Below are 20,121 nucleotides of genomic sequence, written 5' to 3'. Positions count from 1 at the left end.
TCTATAAGGAACGACCATGTTCTACCAGCGGCTGGAGCGTCGGCACCTGATGTGGGCGGTGCTGGCGTTCGGGTTCCTGTTCGTCAACTTCTTCCGGAACTCGACGGCGGTGCTGACCGGCGACCTCGCCGCGACGTTCGACGCGACGGCGGCCGAACTCGGGCTGTTGCACTCGTCGTTCTACTACATCTACGCCGCCGCACAGCTCCCCGCGGGGCTCGTCGCGGACCGCTACGGGCCGCGGCGCGTCGTCGGTGCGGGACTGGTCGGCATGGCGGTCGGCGTCGGCGTGTTCGCCGCGAGCGACTCGCTGGCGGTCGGCTTCCTCGGCCGCTTCCTCGCGGGGCTCGGCGGCAGCGTCATCTACGTCGCCGTCCTCCGGTTCTGCGCGAACTGGTTCGCGCCCGAAGAGTTCGCGACGATGACCGGCTTCACCATCGCCGCGGCGGGGCTCGGCGGCGTCCTGGCGACGACGCCGCTCGCGGTCGCCGCCGGGATGGCCGGGTGGCGGTCGGTGCTGTTCGCCGCCGCCGCGACGATGCTGCTCGTCGCGGTCGCCGTGTTCGTCGGCGTCGAGGACCGGCCGGAGGCCGCGGACGCCGTCGCCGGCGGGCAGGTCGCGGGCGACGACCGAACCGCGGCGGGGCTCAGTGAGGTGCTCGCGGGCGCCCGGCGCGTGCTCTCCGACCTCGACACGTGGCTGATGGGCGTCATGCTGTTCCTCGTCATCGGGCTGAACTTCACGGTCGTCGGGCTGTGGGGCGTCCCGTACATCGTCCACGTGTACGACGCCTCGGTGGCGACGGCGGCGACGGCGGTGCTCGCCGCCAACGTCGGCTTCGCGCTCGGCTCGCCGGCGTTCGGCGCGCTCTCTGACCGAATCGGCAGCCGGACCGGCGTGATACTGGCCTCCTGCGTGGTCTTCCTCGCCGCCTACGGCGTCGTGTTCGTCACCGGGACCCCGCCGCTGGTCGTCGTCGCCGCGGTGCTGTTCGTCGCCATGTTCGTCTCCGGCGGCGCCATGGTCGCCTACACGGTCGCGAAAGAGCGGCACGCCGACGACAGCGGCGCCGCGACCGGAACCGTGAACGGACTGGCGTACGCCGGCGCCGCCGTGTTCCCCGGCGTCCTCGGCGCCGCGCTCGACGCCTACTGGACCGGGAAGGTCGTCGACGGCGCCCGCATCTACTCCGTCACCGGCTACCGCGTCGCCTTCGGCATCGTCACCGCCGGCGGCGTCCTGGCGGTCGCCTGCGCGCTCGCGCTCCACGTCCGGGAGCGACGCCGCTCCTGACCTGCCTCTGCGGGCGCGGCACGGGTTCGATGCCGCCGCGCCCTCCGCCGGCTACGTGGCCGAGTCGCCGAGCCCCGACAGCCCAACCGCGGCGCGCACGGCCGACGCGACAGCGAGGACGACGCCGAGCGCGACGGCGACGCCGAGCGTGGCCGCGAGGATTTCACCGCCGACCTCCGGGTCGGCGCCGTCGGCGAGCACGGCCGCCGCGGAGCCCAGAACGACGCCGACGCCGACGACGAACACCTCCGCGCCGGCCAGCACCAGTTCGACCGCTGACGGGCGACTCCCGGTGTCGTAGTACGTCACGAGGCCGTGGACCGCGCGGAGGAGGACGAGTCCGGCGAGCACCGCTTCGCCGCCGAGCAGCGCGAACAGCGCGGCGCCGACCGCCGAACCGGGCGCCGTCGCGCCGGGGTCGAACACGCCGACGTAGCCGACCGCGGCGGCAACGAGGACGGCGGCCGCGACGGCGCCGGACGCTGCCAACAGCGGCTTTTCGCGGGCGGCGGCGCCGACCCGCGTCGAGAGCGTCGAAGGCACAGTGGCGTCTCGGCGGCCGCAGTGAAGTGTGTTCTTGCCGCCCGGCGCCACGCCGCGGTCGACTCGGCCTGTCGGTTCGGCCCGTCGACTACTGGCCGGTGAGCGCCTGGCTCGCCGGCGAAACGTCGATCGTGGAGCCCAGCCCTTCGTCGACGGCTTTCTCGTACAGCAGGTACGCTGCGGCCGCGGTTTCGACGCCGGTGCCGCCGGAGTCGAACACCGTGATTTCGTCGTCGCTCGTGCGGCCCGGTTGGACGCCGGCGACGACCTCGCCGAGTTCCGCGTGCACGTGGTCCTCGTCGACGACGCCGGCGTCCAGCGCGGACAGGAACGACCCGGCGTCGTGGGTCGCGCGGGCGCGGAGGTCCGGGACGTACGTGGCGCGCTCGATGGTGGTGTGGTCGAGTTCGCGCTTGTCGGGGTCGTACTGCCCCATCGCGGTGACGTGCGTCCCCGGGTCGAGCAGGTCGCCGTCGAACACCGGTTCGTCGGCGTTCGTCGCCGTGACCACGATGTCGGCGTCCTCGACGGCGGCGGCCGGCGACGCGACCGCAGCGACCGCGGCGTCCAGTTCCGTGTTGAGTTCGCCGGCGAACTCCTCGCGGTGCTCTTTCGTCGGCGAGTACACCCAGACCGTTTCGAGGTTGCGGACCTCGGCGGTCGCCTTCAGTTGGCCGCGCGCCTGCGCGCCGCTGCCGAACAGCGCGAGCGACGTCGCGTCCTCGCGGGCCAGCGCGTCGACGCCGACCGCCCCGGCGGCGCCGGTCTTGTACGGATTCATCGAGGCGCCGTCGAGCAGCGCCAGCGGCTCGCCGGAGTCGGCGTCGAACAGCGGCGACATGAACCAGGCGTCGCGGGCGCCGAACCCCGCGGAGTACATGTATCCGCCCATCGCCCCGGTGTCGGGCAGCACGGCCGCGTACGTCGTCAGCATCCCCGGCGGCTCGTCGTTCACCAGCTTCGTCCGCGGCTCCGCCGGCGCGCCCTCGCCGACCTGTCGGTACGCGTCGCGGACCGCGTCGACGTACTCCGCGGGCGTCGCCAGCCCGTCGACGTCGTCGCTCGATAAGTACAGCGTTTCAGTCACGCGTCGACGTTCGCCCGGGAGGGATAAAAGCGGGACGCCGACGGAGACGGCGGCTCGACGCGGTGCGGAGTCGACCCTGGACCGGCTCCGCGGCCGACTGAGGCCCCGACTCGGGCGGCGCGGCCGCGGTCGACCGAACGACGGAGCCGGGGCTGGTCGGGTGAGCGGTCGGCGAAGAAATGCAGCGGTCGTCGAGTCGGTGGTCTGCTGGCCGTTCAGTCCGCGTTGGGTGCCGGGCCGGAGGCGGCGTTCGTGGTGCCCGACGCGGTCGACCCGGTCGACGCGACTGGGCCACGAACGAACATGGCGTGACCGATGAGCAGCGCGGACGCGGCGCCGCCCACGGGCACGGCCGCCCGGACAGGCAGCCCCGCGAGCGCCAGAACTGCGGTGATTCCGAGAAGCGCGGCGGGGATGAGGCCGAGAACGTAGTCGTGGTATCCAGTCATAATCCATGTAGTTCTACTACCCCCGGTAATATAATAGTTTCCCATACCCGCCTGGTACGTCCTCTGCGAATGACGAAATGGATTCTCATAAGTTATGAGGAGGTACGGCTCCGCGGAGGCTCGAAACAGGCGATACGCCGACCGCTCAGACGCGACGATTTTGTGAATCACAAAATCCCGCGTCGGAACTAGTGCGACAGAACGACGCGAACCGCCCCCGGGACGGGTCGCTATCCACGGCTTTCGGTGGTGAGAACAGCGAAAACAGCGAATGCGGTCGAAAGAGGGTTTGCGGCTCGGTCCGACGCTACCGCGGCGACGAGAGCGCGAGCGCGGCGACGCCGGCGAGCACCGCGGCCGCGCCGCCGACGGAGAACGCCGCCGTCCAGGAGGTGACGCCGACGAGCCAGCCGACGAGCGCGCCGCCGAAGACGCCGCCCCACATCTTCCCGGAGTACAGCAGCGCGTAGTTCGCCGAGGAGTGCTCGTGGCCGTAGTAGTCGCCGACGACGCTCGGGAACAGCGTGTACTGCGGCGACCAGAAGAACGTCGCGACGACGACGGCGGCGACGAACGGGAGCGCCGCGCCGCGCTGGGCGAAGTAGACGACGCCGAACACGCCGAGCCCGCACAGCGTGAACGACGCCGCCATCGCCCGTTCGCGGTCGACGCGGTCGGAGAGGTCGCCGACGACCAGCCGCCCGATGCCGCCGGCGATGGGAAGCACCGTCGCGCCCGCGGTCGCCGTAATCGCGTTCAGTCCGAGCGCGTCCGCGAACGAGACGACCTGCGCGGTCAGCATCAGTCCCGCGGCGGAGACGCCGATGAACATGGCGTACATCACCCAGAACTGCCACGTCCGGAGCATCTCCGTCGACGTGAACTGCTCGCCGGTCGCCGAAGCGGTGGCGTCGTCAGCGTCCGCGTCCGTATCCGCGTCGCCGTCGGCGTCGCTGTCGACGTCAACGTCGCTGTCACTGTCACGCTCCCCGGCGTCGGTGGCTTCGAGCCAGTCGGTCGGCGGGTCGCGAAGCACGAGCGCGCCGACAAGGACGCCGACGCCGATGACGAGTCCGAGGTTGAACAGCACGTCCGCGTACGACCCGACGTCCGCGTTCGCGCGGACGTACGGGACGACGAGCGCCGACCCGCCCGCGAACGCCATCGTGCCGACGCCGGTCGTGAGGCCGCGGCGGTCCGGGAACCACTTCAGCGCCGTGTTGACGGCGACCGTGTAGACGATGCCGACGCCGACCGCCCCGAGGATGTAAAACAGGTAGAGCTGCCAGACCTCGGTGGCGACGGAGAGGCCGAGGTAGCCGCCGCCGGCGAGGACTCCCGCGAGCAGCGTCAGCCGCCGCGGCCCCGACCGGTCGCGGATCCAGCCGACCGGGAACTGCGACCCGGACTGGAACACGACGAACAGCGTGAACACCAGCCCGATGGCCTCCGGCGAAATGTTCAGCGACTCCGCGAGCGGCGACTGAATGGACGACCACACGTACTGGTACGGGCTGACGAGCGCCATCATCACCGCGGCGGCGACGACCTGCCACCACCGCGAGAAGCCGAGAATCTCGCGCGCCCGGGCCGCGTGGTCGACCGACGAGTCCGTGCCCATGCCTTCCGGTTCGTGGAGAGCCAATTCAGCGTTCCGTCTCACGCCGGACGCGACCCGTCAGATACCAGAGCACGGTGCTAGCTGGCCGGAGTCCGGGTATCCGAACGGTTTTGTCCCGGCGGCCGGTGCTTCGTCGTGTGCGACGACCACTCGGATACGCGTCGTTCGTCCTCGCCGTCGCGGCGACGCTCGCGTCGGTCGGGATTCGGGCGACGACGCCGCTGGCGTCGCTCGGGCTGCCCGCCGTCGCCGGCGTGGCCCCCGATTCGGCGGCGGCGACGCTGCTTCTCGCCGCCGCGGTCGTGCTGGCGACGAACGGCGCGAACTTCCTCGTGTCCACCGTCGCGACGCGGGGAGCCAGCACCCGCCGGCGGCACGAACTCCGGAACGCGCTGCGGCTCGCGTTCGGCGCGCTCGCGCTGCTCGGCGTGCTCGGCGTGCTCACCGACCAGTGGGTCGGCGTGCTGGTGTCGCTCGGCGTCGTCGGGTTCGCCGTCACGTTCGCGCTCCAGCAGCCGCTCCTGTCGCTGGTGGCGTGGTTCTACATCACGGTGAAGCGGCCGTACCGGATCGGCGACCGCGTCGAAATCGACGGCGAGAAAGGCGACGTCATCGAGGTCGACTTCCTCGTCACGACGCTGTGGGAGATCAACGGCTCGCTCGTCTCCACGAACCAGCCGTCCGGCCGCGTGGTCACGGTCCCGAACAGCAAGGTGCTGAGCTCCGACATCGTGAACTTCGGCGGCGCCGGCTTCCCGTACGTCTGGAACGAACTCGCGGTGCAGGTCGCCTACGAGACCGACCTGGCGTTCGCCCGCGAGACCATGGTCGGCGTCGCCGACGACTACCTCGGCGACGAGATGGCGGCCGCCATCGAACACTACCGCCGCCGGCTCTCGGAGACCGCGGTGGAACTCGAAGTCGCCGAGCGGCCGTCAGTCAACGTCGTCCAGACGGAGTCGTGGGTCGAACTTCGGCTGCGCTACCTCACGCGGCCGCGCGGCGCCACGAACGTCCGCAACGAACTGTACGAGCGAATCCTCGACGAGTTCAACGACAACCCCGACCGCGTGAGCTTCCCGCTCGGCCGGAACCGCTGACGGGACCGCCGATTCGTCGAGGCCGTCACGGCGGGACCGGCGCGCACGTCCGCCGCACGCTTTTGTCACTCCGTAACACACCGAAGCCATGGCTCGGGACACGACGGCGGTGCTGAGGCGGCTCCGCGTCCTCGGCGTCGGCGTCGCGGCGTGCGTCGGCGGCGGCCTCCTGTACGTGCCGCGCGGCGTCGCGGAGACCGCGGGGCCGCTCTCGCCGCTGTCGTACCTGCTCGCCGGCGCCGCCGCCGTCGCTGTCGCCGCCGCGTACGCCGTGCTCGCCGCCGCGTTCCCCGGGGACGGCGTCGTCTACCGCGCCGTCTCACGGACGTGGGGGTCACGCCGACTCGGGGTGCTCGCGTCGTGGCCGTCGCTGGCGGCGTACGTCGCGCTCGTGGCGCTGCTCGCCGACTGGCTCGGCCACCTCGCGCCGCTCCCGGCGACCGCCGGGTCGTACCTCTACGAGTCGATGGCCGTCCCGCCGGTGCTCGTCGACCTGCTCGGCGTCGCGCCGACGCCCGCGCTCGCCGACGGCGTCGCCGTCGCGGTCTGCGTCGCCGGCTGGCTCGCGCACGCGGTCGGTCGTCGCCGCGCCGTCTCCGTCGTCGCCGCGGTCGCGGTCGGCGTCGTCGCGGCGCTGACGCTCGGGCTGCTCGCCGCGTTCGTCCCCGGCGTCGGGGAGTTCACGCTGCGCAGCTTCGAGCCGGTGCTGCCGACCGCCGACCTCAGAGCCGACCCGGTCGGGCGGCTCGTCGCCGGCGCCGGCGCCGCTGTGTTCGCGTTCGTCGGCGTCGAAGCGGCCGCCCACGCGGCGGCGGCAGTCACCGCCACCCCGGAGGCTACCGATGGGAATCCGGCCGGCGGCGCGACCACGGGGACGGCCGCTACGGGCGTCGTCGCCGCCGCTGGCGTCGTCGCGGTCGTGGTCACGCTGACCGCGACGGTGGCGCTCGGCGTGATTCCGTGGGTCCGACTCACGCTCGCGGACGTCCCCGCGGCGGACGCGATGGCGGCGTACCTCCCGGTCGACCCGGTCGCGCTGACCGGCGCCGTGAGCGTCCTCGCGGCCGGGGCCGGCGTCGTCGCGCTCAGCGTCCCCGCGGGCCGGACGCTCGCCGGGTACGCGGAGCTGTATCCGCCGCTCGGTCGCGGCCCGAGCGATCCGCCGGTCGTCTCGCTCGGGGTCGTGTACGCCGTCGCCGCCGCGCTCTGTCTCGTCGACGTGACCGGTGCGGCGCTGTACCTGGCGGTTCCCGGAATCGCCGTCGCGGCGCTCGCCGTCGCAGTGACCGCGGCCGCGCTTCCGTGGCTCCGCCCGGACCGACTACCCGCCGTGCCGTGGCTTCGGTCGCGACGTCGACACGTCGGACTGGGGGCCGTCGCGGTCCCGGTCGCCGGCTGGCTGTTCGTCGCCGCGCTCACGCTCGACCCGGCGACGACGCTCGGCCGGACACTCCACAGCGTCACGCTCGCGCAGTTCGACTTCGAACTCGTCGCCGACACCGCCGTCACCGTCGCGCTCTGGTTCGCCGTCTGGGAGTTCGTCGGCGTCGTCGCGACGTTCGTCCTCGACGACTACCGCGACGCCGGCGGCGTCGACCTCCCGCCGCTCCGTGCCGCCCCCGGCGGAGCCGACACCGGTGCGGACCCCGACGAGGACAGCGACTCGGCTGCCGAGGCAGACACCGACGCGGCCGTCGGTGCCGACTCGGGCGGCGCCGACGGCACCGGCGAGCCGCGGTGACCGACAGACTCCCGAGCCGCCGGAAGCGACACGGATTTCTCCCGGGCCGCTGAACTCGGCGCCGTGACCGAAGGCGACGACGTGACGTATCCGGTGGCGTCGACCGCGGGGTTCGAGTCGGTCGCAGACCGCATCACTGCGGCGCGGGTGCGCGGCGAGCGCGTCCTGCTGACCGCCGAGTGCGAAACCGAGTACGACGGGAAGGCGGTCGCGGAACTCACCGCCGGCGACCGCGACGTCATCGTGAAACAGGACGGCGGGCTGACCGTGCACGCCCCGACCGGGACGAAGCCGCAGAACTGGCTCGGCAGCGGCGCGACCCTCTCGACGCGCGTCGTCGCCGGCGCCGAACACCCCGGCGACAACGACGAACCGCGGCTGCTGCTCCGCGGCCGCGACGGCTCCGGCGGCAGCGTCGACGAACTCGACGTGTACGTCTCGACGGTGTACCACCTCGACGCGCGGCGGCTCGCGGACCACGGCGCGAAGGACATCTCCGGCGTCGAAGCCGACCTGAAAGCGGCGCTGCTCGCGGACCCCGACGACATCGAGCCGGGGTTCCGCGTCGAGGAGGACGAGTACGACACCGGCGCCGGCCCGGTCGACATCGTCGGCCGCGACGCCGACGGCACGCGGACGCTCGTCGAACTGAAACAGCGCGCCATCGACCCGGAGGCCGTCCACCAACTCCGCCGGTACTGCGAGGCGGACACGCCCGACGGCGCCACCGACTCGGTCCGCGGCATCGTCGTCGGCCCCGGAATCAGCGACGACGCCGCGGCGCTCGCGGACGACTACGGCTACGACTTCGTCGAACGCGACCCGCCCAGACAGATCAGCCGCGACACCGCCACGCTCGACGAGTTCCTCTGAAAACGGCCACTCGGCGCCGAGCGTCCGAGCGGGCCGGGCGGGTCGTCTCTACTGTCCGCTCTTTCACCTGGTTCAGGAGCGCCGGCAGCGGCACTCGACGAGCGCGCGCTTCGACCGGAACCGGCCGCCGCAGTCGACGCACGTCACCGCGCTCTCGCCGGCGTCCGTCGTCACGCTGTGCCCACCGAGGTCGAAGGGCCGGGTGACGGTCCGCGGCCGGATGCGGCCCGGTATCTGCCGGTCGCTGTGCGCCGAGAGGTCGGCGCGGAGCCGAATCGTCTCCACGTCCGCGTCGCTCCACCGGTCGGCGGCGACGGCGGCGTCCCAGTCCGCCACCTCGGTCCAGCCGGTGACGAGCACCGGCGACGCCGTCTCGGTGTCGCTGACGACGACGACGAACCGCACGCCGGACTTGACGAGCGCGAACCGCCAGCCGTCGGTGCTGTTCCACCGGAGCTGCCCCCGCCGGATGGTCTCGCCGACCACCGGGAGCGAGATGTACCGGCCGGGCTGGCGCAGCCGCTCGCGGAAGTGGTCCGTCTGCGCGTACGCCCCCGGGTCACGCGTCGGGGGAGTGGAGACGTCGCGAACGCCGCCCGCGGGAGAATCCGGGGTCCGGGTGCGGGAGGGTGCGTCCGTGAACGACACGCCGCGACCGGTTTGCTCCGACGCGCTCGCGTCGGGACCGCCCTGTCGGGAAGCCACTATACCGGGGATTAGCAGTTCTCGTATAAACCCTTTACCCCCGTTCGTGCGCCGTGTTCCGCGTCAGCGACGACCGGTTTCCAGTTTCTCGGTGGCCCGACGCCGACTCGGTCGTCGACGGGCCCAGACGCGTCGAATCACGGCCCGCTGCACGGATACGGACTGCGAGGTCTCTGGAGAAAACGGAGCGGAATCTGCCGAAGAACGCCCTCGACCGGTTTCCGGGCGTGCTCACCGCCTATTCACGAACGCGAACCGTCGGTGAGCGCGGAGGGCCGTGTCTGCTCGCGGCGGAGCGGCGGTCGGGCGGCGTGAGTTAGCCGAGCAGGCCGAGCGACTCGATGCGTTCGACGATTTCCTCGACGGCCTCCTCGGCGTCGTCGGTGCGCTTGCCGCCCGTGATGACGATTTTCCCGGAGCCGAACAGCAGAATCACGACGTCCGGTTCGTCCATCCGGTAGACGAGCCCCGGGAACTGCTCGGGTTCGTACTCGACGTCCTCGAGGCCGAGGCCGATGGCGAGCGCGTTCAGGTTCAACTGGTGGCCGAGGTCGGCGGAGGAGACGATGTTCTGCACCGTGATGTCGGGGTCCTCCTCGACCGGAATCGACAGGCCCCGGAGCTTCTCGAAGATGATGCCGAGCGCGTCGTGGACGTCGTCGATGCTCTTCGCGCCGGTGCAGACGATCTTGCCGGAGCGGAAGATGAGCGCGGCGGCCTTCGGGTCCTGCGTCCGGTAGACGAGCCCCGGGAAGTTGTCGGGGTTGAAGTCGGCGCCGGGGAGGTCCTCCGCGAGCGCTTCGAGGTCGAGCTCCTGCCCGATCCCGGTCGATGCCACCACGTTCTGAATCTCGATTGAGTCTGCAGGGTCCGTCATGCGTCGTCTTTCCTCACCTCTGCTTATAAACCGATGGTTTATAAAGCCGGGTGCTCCGGTGACGGCTACCCGCCGTCGGTTGCCGGCTCCGACCGGTCACCGGCCGGCTCGTCAGCCAGCGACGCCACCTGACGCTCCAGTTCGGAGCGCGAACACCCCGCCAGCGACGCCGCGCGCGCCACCGGCACGTCGAACCGGGCGCACGCCACTGCCGCGCCCCGGACCGCCGCGCTCTCGGCTTCACCCTCCGGAAGCCCGAAGTCCCCCGGCTCCGGCGGCGCCGGCGGCGACTCGGTCCCGACCGACCCGAACCGCTCGCGCAGCGCGACCCACGCGCTGAGCGTCGTGTACAGCGCGGTCACCACGGGGTCCGGGTCGCTGTCGTCCGCTCGGGACGTCCGACGGCGAAGCGGTTCGAGCGCCCCTGCGAGCGCCAGCGCCCGGCGCGCGTCGCCGGCAGCGAGCGCGTGCTCGACGGCCGCCTCCTGGACGGTTTCGAGCGCCTCCGTCGCCTCGACCGCACTCCGTTCGGACGTCATCACCGGCGATGCGGCCGCTGCACGGAAAAGTCCACGTCACCAGATGTCGCGGCCATCCATACTTTTATCATCGACGGACCGGTACTCAATATAGAATGGGCACCGACGGGTCCGACCGGGCGGAGGGATTCATCCACGGGGATACGTCCGGTCTCGCGGCTGCGGCCGGGGCCGCCGGCGGCGCGCACGTCGCGATCCTCGCAGCCGACGCCGTCGACGAGTGGCACCACGCGCTCGCGTCGACGCCGAACCCACCCGCCTACAGGCATCTGGTGAGCGTCGACGACGTCGTCCGCGGCGCCACCGCCGGGGGAGCGGAAGTCGGAGCGGACGGACAGGCCGGGATGCGGGGCGCACAGCGCCTCGCCGGCGGCGTGTTCCTCTCCGCCGTGGAAACCCCGACGGAGTCCGCCGCCGACCTCGCTTCGTTCGTCCGAGGAGCGTTCGAGCACGCCAGCCAGGACGCCGGGTCGCTCGTCGTCGACGACGTCGGCGCGGTGCTCGGCGAGACAGCCAACCCCGACGCCGCGCTCGAAACGCTCCTGACCGCAGCGGCCGACCTCGGCGCCGAAGTTCACACGGGAGTTCCGAGCGACGACTGGGCGGCAGCGCTGCTCTCTCGGCACCTCTCGCCGAGCGACGACGACGCCGAACGGGCGGTGTCTGCGGCCGCGCTCGAACACCTCCGCAGCGTCGACCCCACCAACTTCGGCTACCTCCGCCGGCACTGGCGGGAGGCGCGTAGAGGGCTCGAAGCGGTCGAAATGAGCTACCCGCAGGCGAAGCAGGTGCACGCCGCGATTCCCGACCCGGAGACGACGCCCCGGACCCTCGGCGCCGCGCTTCAGGCGTTCGTCACGCTCGGCGCGCTCGACGTCTGGGGCGACACGGTCGCCGCGAACCGGTACGACCTCACCGCCTACGACCCGGTCCGCGCGAACGCCATCGGCGACGCACTCGACGCGCACCCCGAATAGACGCCCCGTCAGGCCGGTCCGTCAGTCCCGTTCTCCGTCGACCCTCGGCGCCGACAGCGTGTGCCCCGTGACGTCGCCACCGGGCTGCATCGTCACCGTCCCGAGCGTCACGGTGTCGCCGGCCTCCGCCACCGCGTCAATTCGGCCCAGCGTCTCTCGCCGGTCCAGCACGTCCCAGGTCACGGCTTCGATGCGCTGCTGGAACGAGTCCGGGTCGCTCCACCCGGAGTCGATGTCGGACGGGACGTGGACGACGAACCGTAACTCCTCGTCCGTCACCTGTACGCCGACTCCGAACGTGTCGCCCGCCGAGCCACCGTCAGCGGCGTCCCCGTCGCTCGTCATCCTCCCCCCTGACGCTCTTCGGCTCCGCCCCGATGCCGCATCTGTCCTCGAGTCGGGAGCGGTCTGACCGAACGTAGCGGGCGGTACCCGTTCTGCTCAGAGCGACTCATCTGGGTCGTGCGTGGCCGCCATCCGGGTCGCCTCAGTCTCGTACCGCGCGCGCTGCTCCTCGTCGTCGACGCTGCCGAGTTCCGCGTCGGGGACGACGACTGAAGCCCGCGTCGGCCGGTCGTCCGCGAAGCTCGTGAGCGCCCGCTCCTTCCGGAAGTACCGTTCGCCGTCGGTCGTCGCGTACACGAGGATGATCAGGTTCAGTTCGTCGTCCCCGTAGGTCCGTTCGACCAGCCAGAGCCGCGTCTCGTCCTGCCTCGTCGGTTTCCCGCCCGTATCGTCTGCTGTACTCATAGTTGCGGGTAGTCGGCCGGGCTGAAAGAGGCGTCGGACGGCGTGGTAACACGGCTCGATGAGCCGCGCCGGCGGGACGAGTCCTGCGTAGTTTCAAATTCGGTGACGAGCCAGCCGGGGTATGTGAACGTCGCCGCGGAGCGTCCAGCGGTCGTGCGACACGGCGCTCCGCGGGCGGTCTCTGTCGCCTGTCAGCCCACTCAGTCGTCCACCATCGACGCCGACAGTTCCTCCTCAGCGTCGCCCTCGGCGCCGTCAGCGGCGCTCGGGCCGCCGGTCACGTCGGCGTCCCGCCAGGTGCCGCGCTGGTACCAGAGGTACGCGAGGACCGCGCCGATGACGTTCGACACAGCGAACCCGATCCAGATGCCGGTGTAGTTCATCGGGGCGAACGGCAGTCCGACGTTGCCGGGTCGGACCAGCGCGTACGCCACCGGGATTCGGATGAAGCCGAGCATCAGCACCGAAATCGCGGCCGCGGTGAGCGTCTTGCTCGCCCCGCGGAAACTCCCGGTGTACGCTCGCATGACGCCGATGAAGCCGAACGTCGGCGCCACGTACCTGAGGAACTGCGTCGTCACCTCGACGACCTCCGGGTCGTCGGTGAAGACCGCCGCAATCGGCGCGGCGGCGACCCAGACGACGACGCCGACCGCCGAGAGGACGCCGAACGTCACCAGTCCGGCGAGCCGCGCGGCCTCGGCGGCCCGGTCGGGTTTCCCGGCGCCGAGGTTCTGCCCGGTCATCGTTTCGACGCCGCGAGCCACGGCGATGGCGGGCAGGAAGATGACGGAGAACACGCGGACGCCGATGCCGTAGCCGGCGACGACCGTCGTCGAGAAGAACCCGACGATGACGAGCATCAGGTTCACCGACAGCGACCGGCCCGTCCCTTCGATGGACGCCGGGACGCCGATTCGGACGATTCGGCGGGCGTACGAGAGGTTCGGCACCATGTCGTCGAGATGGATTTCGACGCCGCGCTCCCCGCGGAACATGATGGCGAGGCCGACGACGAACGCGACCGCCCGCGAGAAGATGGTCGCGTACGCCGCGCCGCCGACGCCGGAGCCGGTGTACCCGGTGAGCGACAACAGCGTGGCTTCGAGGCCGCCGAGGCCGAGCATCGTGAACAGCGGGTTCCCCTGGAACCCGAAGATGAGGAACGGGTCGAGGATGATGTTGAGGACGACCGTGCCGAGCATGACGAGCATCGGCGTGATGGTGTCGCCGTAGCCGCGCATCAGCGAGATGAACACGAAGAAGCCGAACATGAACACCAGCCCGGCCGCGATGATCTCCATGTAGGACGTCGCGAGCGGCAGCACGTCCGGCGACGCGCCGAGCAGCCCGAGGAACTCGCCGACGAAGACGTAGCCGACGCCGCCGAGCAGCAGCGCGGCAATCGCGGCGAACGTGACTGTCTGTGACGCCGCGTATTCGGCTTCCGCCTCCTCTTCGGCGCCGGTGTGCTGGGCGACGAGGACGCTGCCGGCGACGGAGACGCCCATGCCGAGCGAGATGAGCAGGAACACCATCGGGAACGCGAACGAAATCGCGGCGAGCGCCTCGGTGCTGTACTGGCCGAGCCAGAACGTGTCTGCGAGGTTGTAGGCGGTCTGCAGCAGGTTCGTGATGACGATGGGGAGCGACAGGTAAAACAGCGGCTTCCCGATGCTGCCTTCGGTCAGTTCGAACTCCTCTCGCCCCTTGAACACCGACGAGAGACGACTGCGAAGCCCCATTCAGGCAGTCACCTCGTCGGTGCCCTGACCGCCTTCGTCGCCGTCGTTCGCGTCGTCGTCCGTACCGGATTCAGTCCCGCCGTGGTCTGCGACTGGAACCTCAACGTCGTCTGCGAGCAGCGACTCGACGTAGTCGACGAGGCCGTCGCGGAGCGCGTCCACCTCGGACCCGACGGCTGCCGACCTGGTCCACGTGCCGTGGATGTACGTGAGGACGTGGTTCGCGACGTGGTCCGGGTCGGTGTCGTCGGGGAACTGCCCGGCGTCGACGCCGGCGGCGACGAGCGAGCGCACCTCGCTGTGGAGGTGGCCGTCGAAACTGTCGAGCGCCTCGCGGTAGCCGTCGCGGTACGGCGCCTGCGCCTTGATTTCGAGGAACGCCGTGTTGAACTGCTGGTCCGTCCCGTCCGCCGGGGTTTCGAGCACCGTCTCGAGCAGCCGAATCAGCCGCTCGGCCGGCGTGTCGCCCCCCGGGTCGGCGACGCTGTCCGTGAAGTCCTCGTTGAGGTACGCGAGGAACTCTCGGAACAGCTCCGCCTTCCCGTCGAAGTGGTAGTGGAGCGTCGCTTTGCTCTTGTCCGTCTCGTCGGCGATGTCCTGCATCGTGAGGTCGGCGTACCCGTGCTCGCAGAGCGCGCGGTACGTCGCCTCCATGAACGCCGACTCTGTCTCTGAATCCTGGCTCATCGAATGGGGGCTGCGACTCGGGGCCGCGTTACCGAAGCTTGACTGGCCGGTCAGTCAAGTGTTTCGCATCGAAACGGGCACGGGAGTCGGTACCGCACGCGGGAGCGGCGAGTCGCCATCGGCTATATAATCGCCCGGGCTGAATCGGACGTATGGACCTGACAACCGTCCCCCCCGGCTCGCTGGGTGCCGCACCCATCGGCGACGCCGACCTACACGTCCGGTCGGAGTACCACGACGACCCGGCCGAGTCCGCCTCCCGTCTTTTCGCCCGACTGCACACCTCGGCGCGCCGGGCCGAGCGACAGACCGGAACCACCGCCGCGTGACACACCCGATGGAATCCAGGCACTTCCTGTTCGTCTCAGCCGACGCCGCACTGATCACCGACCTCGCGTGGCAAGTCCACAAGGAAGGCCACGACGTGAAATACTACATCGAAGCCGAGAGCGACGAGGAGATCGGCGACGGCTTCGTGCCCAAGGTCGACGACTGGCGCGCGGAGGTCGAGTGGGCCGACGTCGTCATCTTCGACGACATCTGGGTCGGCTCCGACATCGGTACCGGAGCGCTCGCCCAGGAACTCCGCGAGGAGGGGACGGCCGTCGTCGGGGGGACGCCGAACACCGATCACCTCGAAGAGGACCGCGGATACGCGATGGAGGTTCTCGAAGAGCACGGCGTCAACACCGTCGAACACCACATCTTCCACGACTTCGACGCCGGCATCCAGCACGTCCAGGAGAACCCGGCACCGTACGTCATCAAGCCGCTTGGAGAGGTTCAGAACGTCAAGCGGCTCCTTTACGTCGGGAATGAGGATGACGGTAGTGACGTTGTTGAGGTGCTGAAAGCCTACAAGAAGGCATGGGGGCACCGAATGAAGGGATTCCAACTGCAGCGGAAAGTTGAGGGCGTTGAAGTCGCTATCTGCGGGTTCTTCAACGGCAACGAGTTCATTGACCAGGTCAATTTTAATTTTGAGCATAAGAAATTATTCCCAGGGAACATCGGGCCCCAGACCGGCGAGATGGGGACGTCGATGTTCTGGGCCGGCCAGAACAAGTTATTCAAGGAGACCTTCGGCAAACTGGAAGACTGGCTCGCGAACGAGGGCTACGTCGGGAGCATCGACATCAACTGCATCGTGAACGAAAACGGCATCTACCCGCTGGAGTTCACGCCGCGGTTCGGGTACCCGACGATTGCGCTGCAGGAAGAGTCCATCGAGTCATCCACTGGCGAGTTCTTTTACGACCTCGCCCACGGTAACGACCCTGACCTGGAGGTGCACAACGGCTACCAGATCGGCGTACGGATCGTCCTGCCGCCGTTCCCGTTCGACGACGAGAAGACGTACGACGAGAACTCGCGGAACGCGGCCGTCGTGTTCGAGACGGACAGCCGAGAGGGAATCCACCTCGAGGACGCGAAGAAGGTGGACGGCCAGTGGCGCGTGGCCGGCGACAACGGGATGCCCATCGTCGTCACCGGCAAGGGCGACACGATGCAGGCGGCGCGCGAGGAGGCGTACGGCCGAATCGACGACATCGTCATGCCGAACATGTACTACCGGGACGACATCGGGGAGCGCTGGGTCGACGGCGACGGCGACCGCCTCCAGGCGTGGGGGTACCTCGGACCGCAGTTGTAGCGGCGATTCAGAACCCGCTCGGTGGCCGGACCGGGTCGGTGGCCGGACCGTTCGGCTCGACGCCACAGTTTTCGCCGGAGGCGGCGGTAGGTTTCATCGAAACGAACAGGATGGTTCGACTCGTACCGACCCCGTATAGTGATGGTTGCAGCTCAGAGCGGAACTCGGCGCGGCCGGCGGAGGGGTCAGTGACCGGGTCACGGAACCGGGAGCCGTTCCTCCCGCGGGCCGTCGTCGACGCGCTCCCGTGCGGCTTCGCGACGTTCAGCGCCGACGGGTCGCTGTACGACTCGAACGAGGCGTGGGAGAACGCGGCTATCGACTCGGGAATCCCGGTTCCGGAACCGGGCGGCGCACCCTACCTCGACAGCATCGGCGACGCCGCCGACCCCGACGTGCGGTCGCTCGCCGACAGAATCGACGACCTCCTCGGAAGCGACGACGACCGGGACGTCCGCGTCGAGGTCGACGCGGTCCCGTTCGCGGTCGTGCCGTTCACCCACGACGGAGCGCGGTACGTCACCGTCCTGGAGTCGGCGGGGCAGAGCGAGTCCCGCGTCGCGGTCGACCTCCGATTGAAACAGCGGGCCATGGACGAGGCCCCGGTCGGAATCACGATTTCGAACCCGCGGCTCCCGGACAACCCCGTCATCTACGCCAACGCCGCCTTCGAGCGCATCACCGGCTACCCGCTCGACGAGGTCCTCGGGCGGAACTGCCGGTTTCTACAGGGGGAGGGCACCGACGAGGCCCCCGTCGCGGAGATGCGGGCGGCCGTCGACGAGCGCCGCTCGGTGACGGTGGTCGTCCGCAACTACACGCGGAGCGGCGAACCGTTCTGGAACGAAGTCACCGTCTCGCCGCTGAACGACGGCGACGGGAACACGACGCACTTCGTCGGCTTCCAGAAGGACGTCACCGACCGGGTCGCCGCCGAGCGGGAACTTGAGCGGGAACGCGACCGGCTCGCCGTCCTGAATCAGATCGTCCGGCACGACATCCGCAACGACATGTCGGTGGCGCTCGGCTGGGGCGAGATTCTCGGGTCGCACGTCGACGACGGCGAGGCCGAAGACGCGCTCGAACGGGTGTTGAACGCCGCGACCCACACGAAGAACCTGACCGGAGCCGTCGGCGACCTCGCGGAGATTCTCGGCGCGGACGACCCGGAACTCACCGAGGTGTCGCTCCGGGACACCATCGACAGCGAGGTGACGCGCGTCCGGTCGAACTTCGACTACCGCGCCGGCCCGCTCACCGTCGACGTCGGCGACGTCCCGGACGTCGACGTCGAAGCGACCGCGCTGCTGTCGTCGGTGCTCGGGAACGTCCTCGACAACGCCGTGTTCCACAACGACTCCGACGACGTCCACATCGACGTGTCCGTCGAGGAGCGGCCCGAGACCGTGGTGGTCAGAATCGCGGACAACGGCCCCGGAATCCCCGACGACCGGAAACGGGACGTGTTCGGCCGCGGCGAGAAGGGCCTCGAAAGCGCCGGCAGCGGACTCGGGCTGTACCTCGCCGACAACCTCGTCGAGACGTACGGCGGCTCCATCTGGGTCGTCGACAACGAGCCGACGGGCGCGGTGTTCTGCATCGAACTTCGTCGTGCCGACGGAGGGGCCGCATGACGCTCGAACAGTTCGTCGACGAGCCCGACGGCCCGGCGCGGTCGCTCGTCGTCCTGAACCGGGCGGCGCCCGACCCGATTCAGACGATGCTCGCGAACGCCTTCGAGGGGACGCCGGTCTCCGTCTCCGAGTCCGCCGTCCCGGACGCCGACGACGACGTGGTGGTGCTCGTCGAGGACGGCGAGGTGCTCGCGAGTTCGACGCTGACCGAGCTCCAGAACTCGCTGCTGCTGGTGAACTCGGACCTGTACATCACCGGGACGAAGTCGCTCGACCGGTTCGAACTCCCGGAGGTGCTCGCGGGGCTCGACGACATCCCGTTCACGCTCCGCGGCTACCCGGAGTCGAACAAGGAGAAGCTGCTGTTGGTCCTGATTTCGCGGTACATCGAGCGGCTGGCGTGGGAGTCCGGCGCCGGGAAACTCCGGTCGTCGTTCCAGCGGCTCTCCCGAATCAACGACGAACGCGGCACCCGAACCGTCTACGACCAGATCGCCGACTCGCCGGTGGACGTCCACCTGTACGGGGTGCCGGACTGGACGCCGCCGCCCGAACTCGGCGTGACGATGCACGGCGGCTACGACGAGGACTTCCGCGACTCGTGGTTCGTCGTTCACCGCACGGCCCCGGACCGAGGCGAGGCCCGGAACGGAGACGAAGCCCGGAACGGCAACGCCGCTCACAACGCCGCCGGCGACGACCTGGGCAACACTGTCGGCAGCGACGGGAAGCGAGCGGGGAAACCCGGCGCCGGCGGCGACGCGGCGCTGGTGGCGCTCGAAGTCGAGCCGCGGCGGTGGCGCGGCTTCTGGACGTTCGACGAGTCGCTGGTCGCGGACATCGACCGGTACGTCCAGCGGGAACTGTGAGCGGGGCGGCGACGCAGCCCGCCGGCTTCGAGACGGGACGCGTCGTCGACCGCGGCCGAAACGCCGAAGCGGCGGGAGACGGAGGGACGAACGCATGAGTGACTTTCTCGACGCCCCGGACGCGGCTGACGCGGGTACGGTCGACCTGGACGGCGAAACGACGGTGAACAGGCTCGGGTTCGGCGCGATGCGGCTCTGCGGCGACGACGTCATCGGCGCGCCCGACGACGAGGAGACGGCGCGGGAGGTCGCGCGGCAGGCCGTCGACTACGGCGTGAACTTCGTCGACACGGCCGACTCGTACGGCCCCGGCGTCAGCGAACGCCTCCTCCGCGAGTCCGGCGTCGTCGACGACGCGGTCGTCGCGACCAAAGCCGGGCTGCTCCGCGAGAGCGGCGGCGAGTGGCTGCCGCACGGCGACCCCGACTACGTCCGGAACCAGGTGCTCGTCTCGAAGGACCGGCTCGGCGTCGACACCATCGACCTCTACCAGTTCCACCGGCCCGACCCGGAGACGCCGTTCGCCGACAGCGTCGCGGCGTTCGCGGCGCTCAAAGACGAGGGCCACGTCGACCACGTCGGCCTGTCGAACGTCACCGTCGACCAGCTGGACGAGGCGCGCGAACAGGTCGACGTCGCGACCGTCCAGAACCAGTACAACGTCGCGAACCGCGAGGACGAAGCGGTGCTGCAAGCCTGCGAGGACGCCGGTATCGGCTTCATCCCGTGGTTCCCGATGGCCGGCGGAGACCTCGGCGACGCCGCCGACGCCCTCGACGACGTCGCCGCCGAGACCGACGCGACGCCGCGGCAGGTCGCGCTCGCGTGGCTCCTCCACCACTCGGACGTGACGGTGCCGATTCCGGGGACGTCGTCGCCGGAGCACCTCGCGGAGAACGTCGCCGCCGCGTCGCTGTCGCTGACCGACGAGCAGGTCGCGCGGCTCACCGACGCCGCGTAACTCCGCCCGGAACCG

Annotated in this window: 21 protein-coding genes; 10 read left to right on the top strand and 11 right to left on the bottom strand. The window is 70.3% G+C overall.

Features of this window, described 5'->3' with window-relative positions; translation table 11 throughout:
• Nucleotides 1-16: 16 nt before the first annotated feature.
• Nucleotides 17-1,294, top strand: a complete 1,278-nt coding sequence (locus ACQUS7_RS10725; RefSeq protein WP_435146924.1) for an MFS transporter — start codon at nucleotides 17-19, stop codon at nucleotides 1,292-1,294.
• A 51-nt stretch (nucleotides 1,295-1,345) separates the two neighbouring features.
• Here ACQUS7_RS10725 and ACQUS7_RS10720 read toward each other — a convergent pair whose 3' ends face one another.
• From ACQUS7_RS10720 to ACQUS7_RS10705, 4 genes are all read right to left on the bottom strand, one after another.
• Nucleotides 1,346-1,837: a hypothetical protein gene (locus ACQUS7_RS10720; protein ID WP_435146922.1), complete on the bottom strand. Its 492-nt coding sequence runs from the start codon at nucleotides 1,835-1,837 to the stop codon at nucleotides 1,346-1,348.
• 88 nt (nucleotides 1,838-1,925) lie between these two features.
• The gene (locus ACQUS7_RS10715) at nucleotides 1,926-2,924 is read right to left on the bottom strand and encodes an ornithine cyclodeaminase family protein (RefSeq protein ID WP_435146920.1); all 999 of its coding nucleotides are present in this window, start codon (nucleotides 2,922-2,924) and stop codon (nucleotides 1,926-1,928) included.
• Nucleotides 2,925-3,139: 215 nt separating this feature from the next.
• Nucleotides 3,140-3,373, bottom strand: a complete 234-nt coding sequence (locus tag ACQUS7_RS10710; protein ID WP_435129457.1) for a hypothetical protein — start codon at nucleotides 3,371-3,373, stop codon at nucleotides 3,140-3,142.
• A gap of 307 nt (nucleotides 3,374-3,680) precedes the next feature.
• Nucleotides 3,681-4,994 carry an OFA family MFS transporter gene (locus ACQUS7_RS10705; protein ID WP_435146918.1) on the bottom strand — a complete coding sequence of 438 codons (1,314 nt, stop codon included), beginning with the start codon at nucleotides 4,992-4,994 and terminating at the stop codon, nucleotides 3,681-3,683.
• A 137-nt stretch (nucleotides 4,995-5,131) separates the two neighbouring features.
• Between ACQUS7_RS10705 and ACQUS7_RS10700 the strand changes: the two genes are divergently transcribed.
• The 3 genes from ACQUS7_RS10700 to ACQUS7_RS10690 all read left to right on the top strand — a co-directional run bounded on the left by ACQUS7_RS10700 (nucleotide 5,132) and on the right by ACQUS7_RS10690 (nucleotide 8,708).
• Entirely contained in the window at nucleotides 5,132-6,094 is a 963-nt protein-coding gene (locus ACQUS7_RS10700) for a mechanosensitive ion channel family protein (protein WP_435146916.1), read from the top strand.
• Nucleotides 6,095-6,182: 88 nt separating this feature from the next.
• A complete protein-coding gene (locus ACQUS7_RS10695; RefSeq protein ID WP_435146914.1) occupies nucleotides 6,183-7,835 on the top strand; it encodes a hypothetical protein in 1,653 nt (550 codons plus the stop codon).
• A 63-nt stretch (nucleotides 7,836-7,898) separates the two neighbouring features.
• Nucleotides 7,899-8,708, top strand: a complete 810-nt coding sequence (locus ACQUS7_RS10690) for an endonuclease NucS domain-containing protein (protein ID WP_435146912.1) — start codon at nucleotides 7,899-7,901, stop codon at nucleotides 8,706-8,708.
• Nucleotides 8,709-8,780: 72 nt separating this feature from the next.
• Here the strand turns inward: ACQUS7_RS10690 and ACQUS7_RS10685 are convergent, their stop codons facing one another.
• The 3 genes from ACQUS7_RS10685 to ACQUS7_RS10675 all read right to left on the bottom strand — a co-directional run bounded on the left by ACQUS7_RS10685 (nucleotide 8,781) and on the right by ACQUS7_RS10675 (nucleotide 10,829).
• Nucleotides 8,781-9,413: a hypothetical protein gene (locus ACQUS7_RS10685; RefSeq protein WP_435129444.1), complete on the bottom strand. Its 633-nt coding sequence runs from the start codon at nucleotides 9,411-9,413 to the stop codon at nucleotides 8,781-8,783.
• A gap of 316 nt (nucleotides 9,414-9,729) precedes the next feature.
• Nucleotides 9,730-10,290: a TATA-box-binding protein gene (locus ACQUS7_RS10680; RefSeq protein ID WP_435129441.1), complete on the bottom strand. Its 561-nt coding sequence runs from the start codon at nucleotides 10,288-10,290 to the stop codon at nucleotides 9,730-9,732.
• A gap of 65 nt (nucleotides 10,291-10,355) precedes the next feature.
• Nucleotides 10,356-10,829, bottom strand: a complete 474-nt coding sequence (locus tag ACQUS7_RS10675; protein ID WP_435146910.1) for a hypothetical protein — start codon at nucleotides 10,827-10,829, stop codon at nucleotides 10,356-10,358.
• Nucleotides 10,830-10,924: 95 nt separating this feature from the next.
• Between ACQUS7_RS10675 and ACQUS7_RS10670 the strand changes: the two genes are divergently transcribed.
• Complete coding sequence (locus tag ACQUS7_RS10670) at nucleotides 10,925-11,806, top strand: hypothetical protein (protein WP_435129437.1); 882 nt, start codon at nucleotides 10,925-10,927, stop codon at nucleotides 11,804-11,806.
• A gap of 21 nt (nucleotides 11,807-11,827) precedes the next feature.
• Here the strand turns inward: ACQUS7_RS10670 and ACQUS7_RS10665 are convergent, their stop codons facing one another.
• From ACQUS7_RS10665 to ACQUS7_RS10650, 4 genes are all read right to left on the bottom strand, one after another.
• Nucleotides 11,828-12,151, bottom strand: coding sequence for a hypothetical protein (locus tag ACQUS7_RS10665; protein WP_435146907.1), 324 nt, complete (start codon nucleotides 12,149-12,151; stop codon nucleotides 11,828-11,830).
• 96 nt (nucleotides 12,152-12,247) lie between these two features.
• On the bottom strand, nucleotides 12,248-12,556 hold the full coding sequence (locus ACQUS7_RS10660; protein WP_435129431.1) for a hypothetical protein: 309 nt from the start codon (nucleotides 12,554-12,556) through the stop codon (nucleotides 12,248-12,250).
• A gap of 200 nt (nucleotides 12,557-12,756) precedes the next feature.
• Complete coding sequence (locus ACQUS7_RS10655; RefSeq protein WP_435146905.1) at nucleotides 12,757-14,301, bottom strand: MATE family efflux transporter; 1,545 nt, start codon at nucleotides 14,299-14,301, stop codon at nucleotides 12,757-12,759.
• Nucleotides 14,302-14,988, bottom strand: coding sequence for a TetR/AcrR family transcriptional regulator (locus tag ACQUS7_RS10650; protein ID WP_435146903.1), 687 nt, complete (start codon nucleotides 14,986-14,988; stop codon nucleotides 14,302-14,304).
• Nucleotides 14,989-15,140: 152 nt separating this feature from the next.
• Between ACQUS7_RS10650 and ACQUS7_RS10645 the strand changes: the two genes are divergently transcribed.
• From ACQUS7_RS10645 to ACQUS7_RS10625, 5 genes are all read left to right on the top strand, one after another.
• A complete protein-coding gene (locus tag ACQUS7_RS10645) occupies nucleotides 15,141-15,317 on the top strand; it encodes a hypothetical protein (protein WP_435129422.1) in 177 nt (58 codons plus the stop codon).
• 8 nt (nucleotides 15,318-15,325) lie between these two features.
• Nucleotides 15,326-16,642, top strand: a complete 1,317-nt coding sequence (locus ACQUS7_RS10640; RefSeq protein ID WP_435129420.1) for a phosphoribosylamine--glycine ligase — start codon at nucleotides 15,326-15,328, stop codon at nucleotides 16,640-16,642.
• Nucleotides 16,643-16,830: 188 nt separating this feature from the next.
• A complete protein-coding gene (locus ACQUS7_RS10635; RefSeq protein ID WP_435146900.1) occupies nucleotides 16,831-18,276 on the top strand; it encodes a PAS domain-containing protein in 1,446 nt (481 codons plus the stop codon).
• Entirely contained in the window at nucleotides 18,273-19,145 is an 873-nt protein-coding gene (locus tag ACQUS7_RS10630) for a DICT sensory domain-containing protein (RefSeq protein WP_435146898.1), read from the top strand. The genes ACQUS7_RS10635 and ACQUS7_RS10630 overlap by 4 nt, the downstream gene beginning before the upstream one ends.
• Before the next feature lie 94 nt (nucleotides 19,146-19,239).
• A complete protein-coding gene (locus tag ACQUS7_RS10625) occupies nucleotides 19,240-20,106 on the top strand; it encodes an aldo/keto reductase (protein ID WP_435146896.1) in 867 nt (288 codons plus the stop codon).
• Nucleotides 20,107-20,121 lie beyond the last annotated feature (15 nt).

Origin of the sequence: Halobaculum sp. P14 (assembly GCF_051195155.1) — an archaeon.
In the GTDB taxonomy this organism is placed as follows: domain Archaea; phylum Halobacteriota; class Halobacteria; order Halobacteriales; family Haloferacaceae; genus JBNTKA01.
The sequence above is the reverse complement of the archived record's forward strand: the minus strand, read 5'-3'. Positions and strand labels throughout refer to the sequence as shown.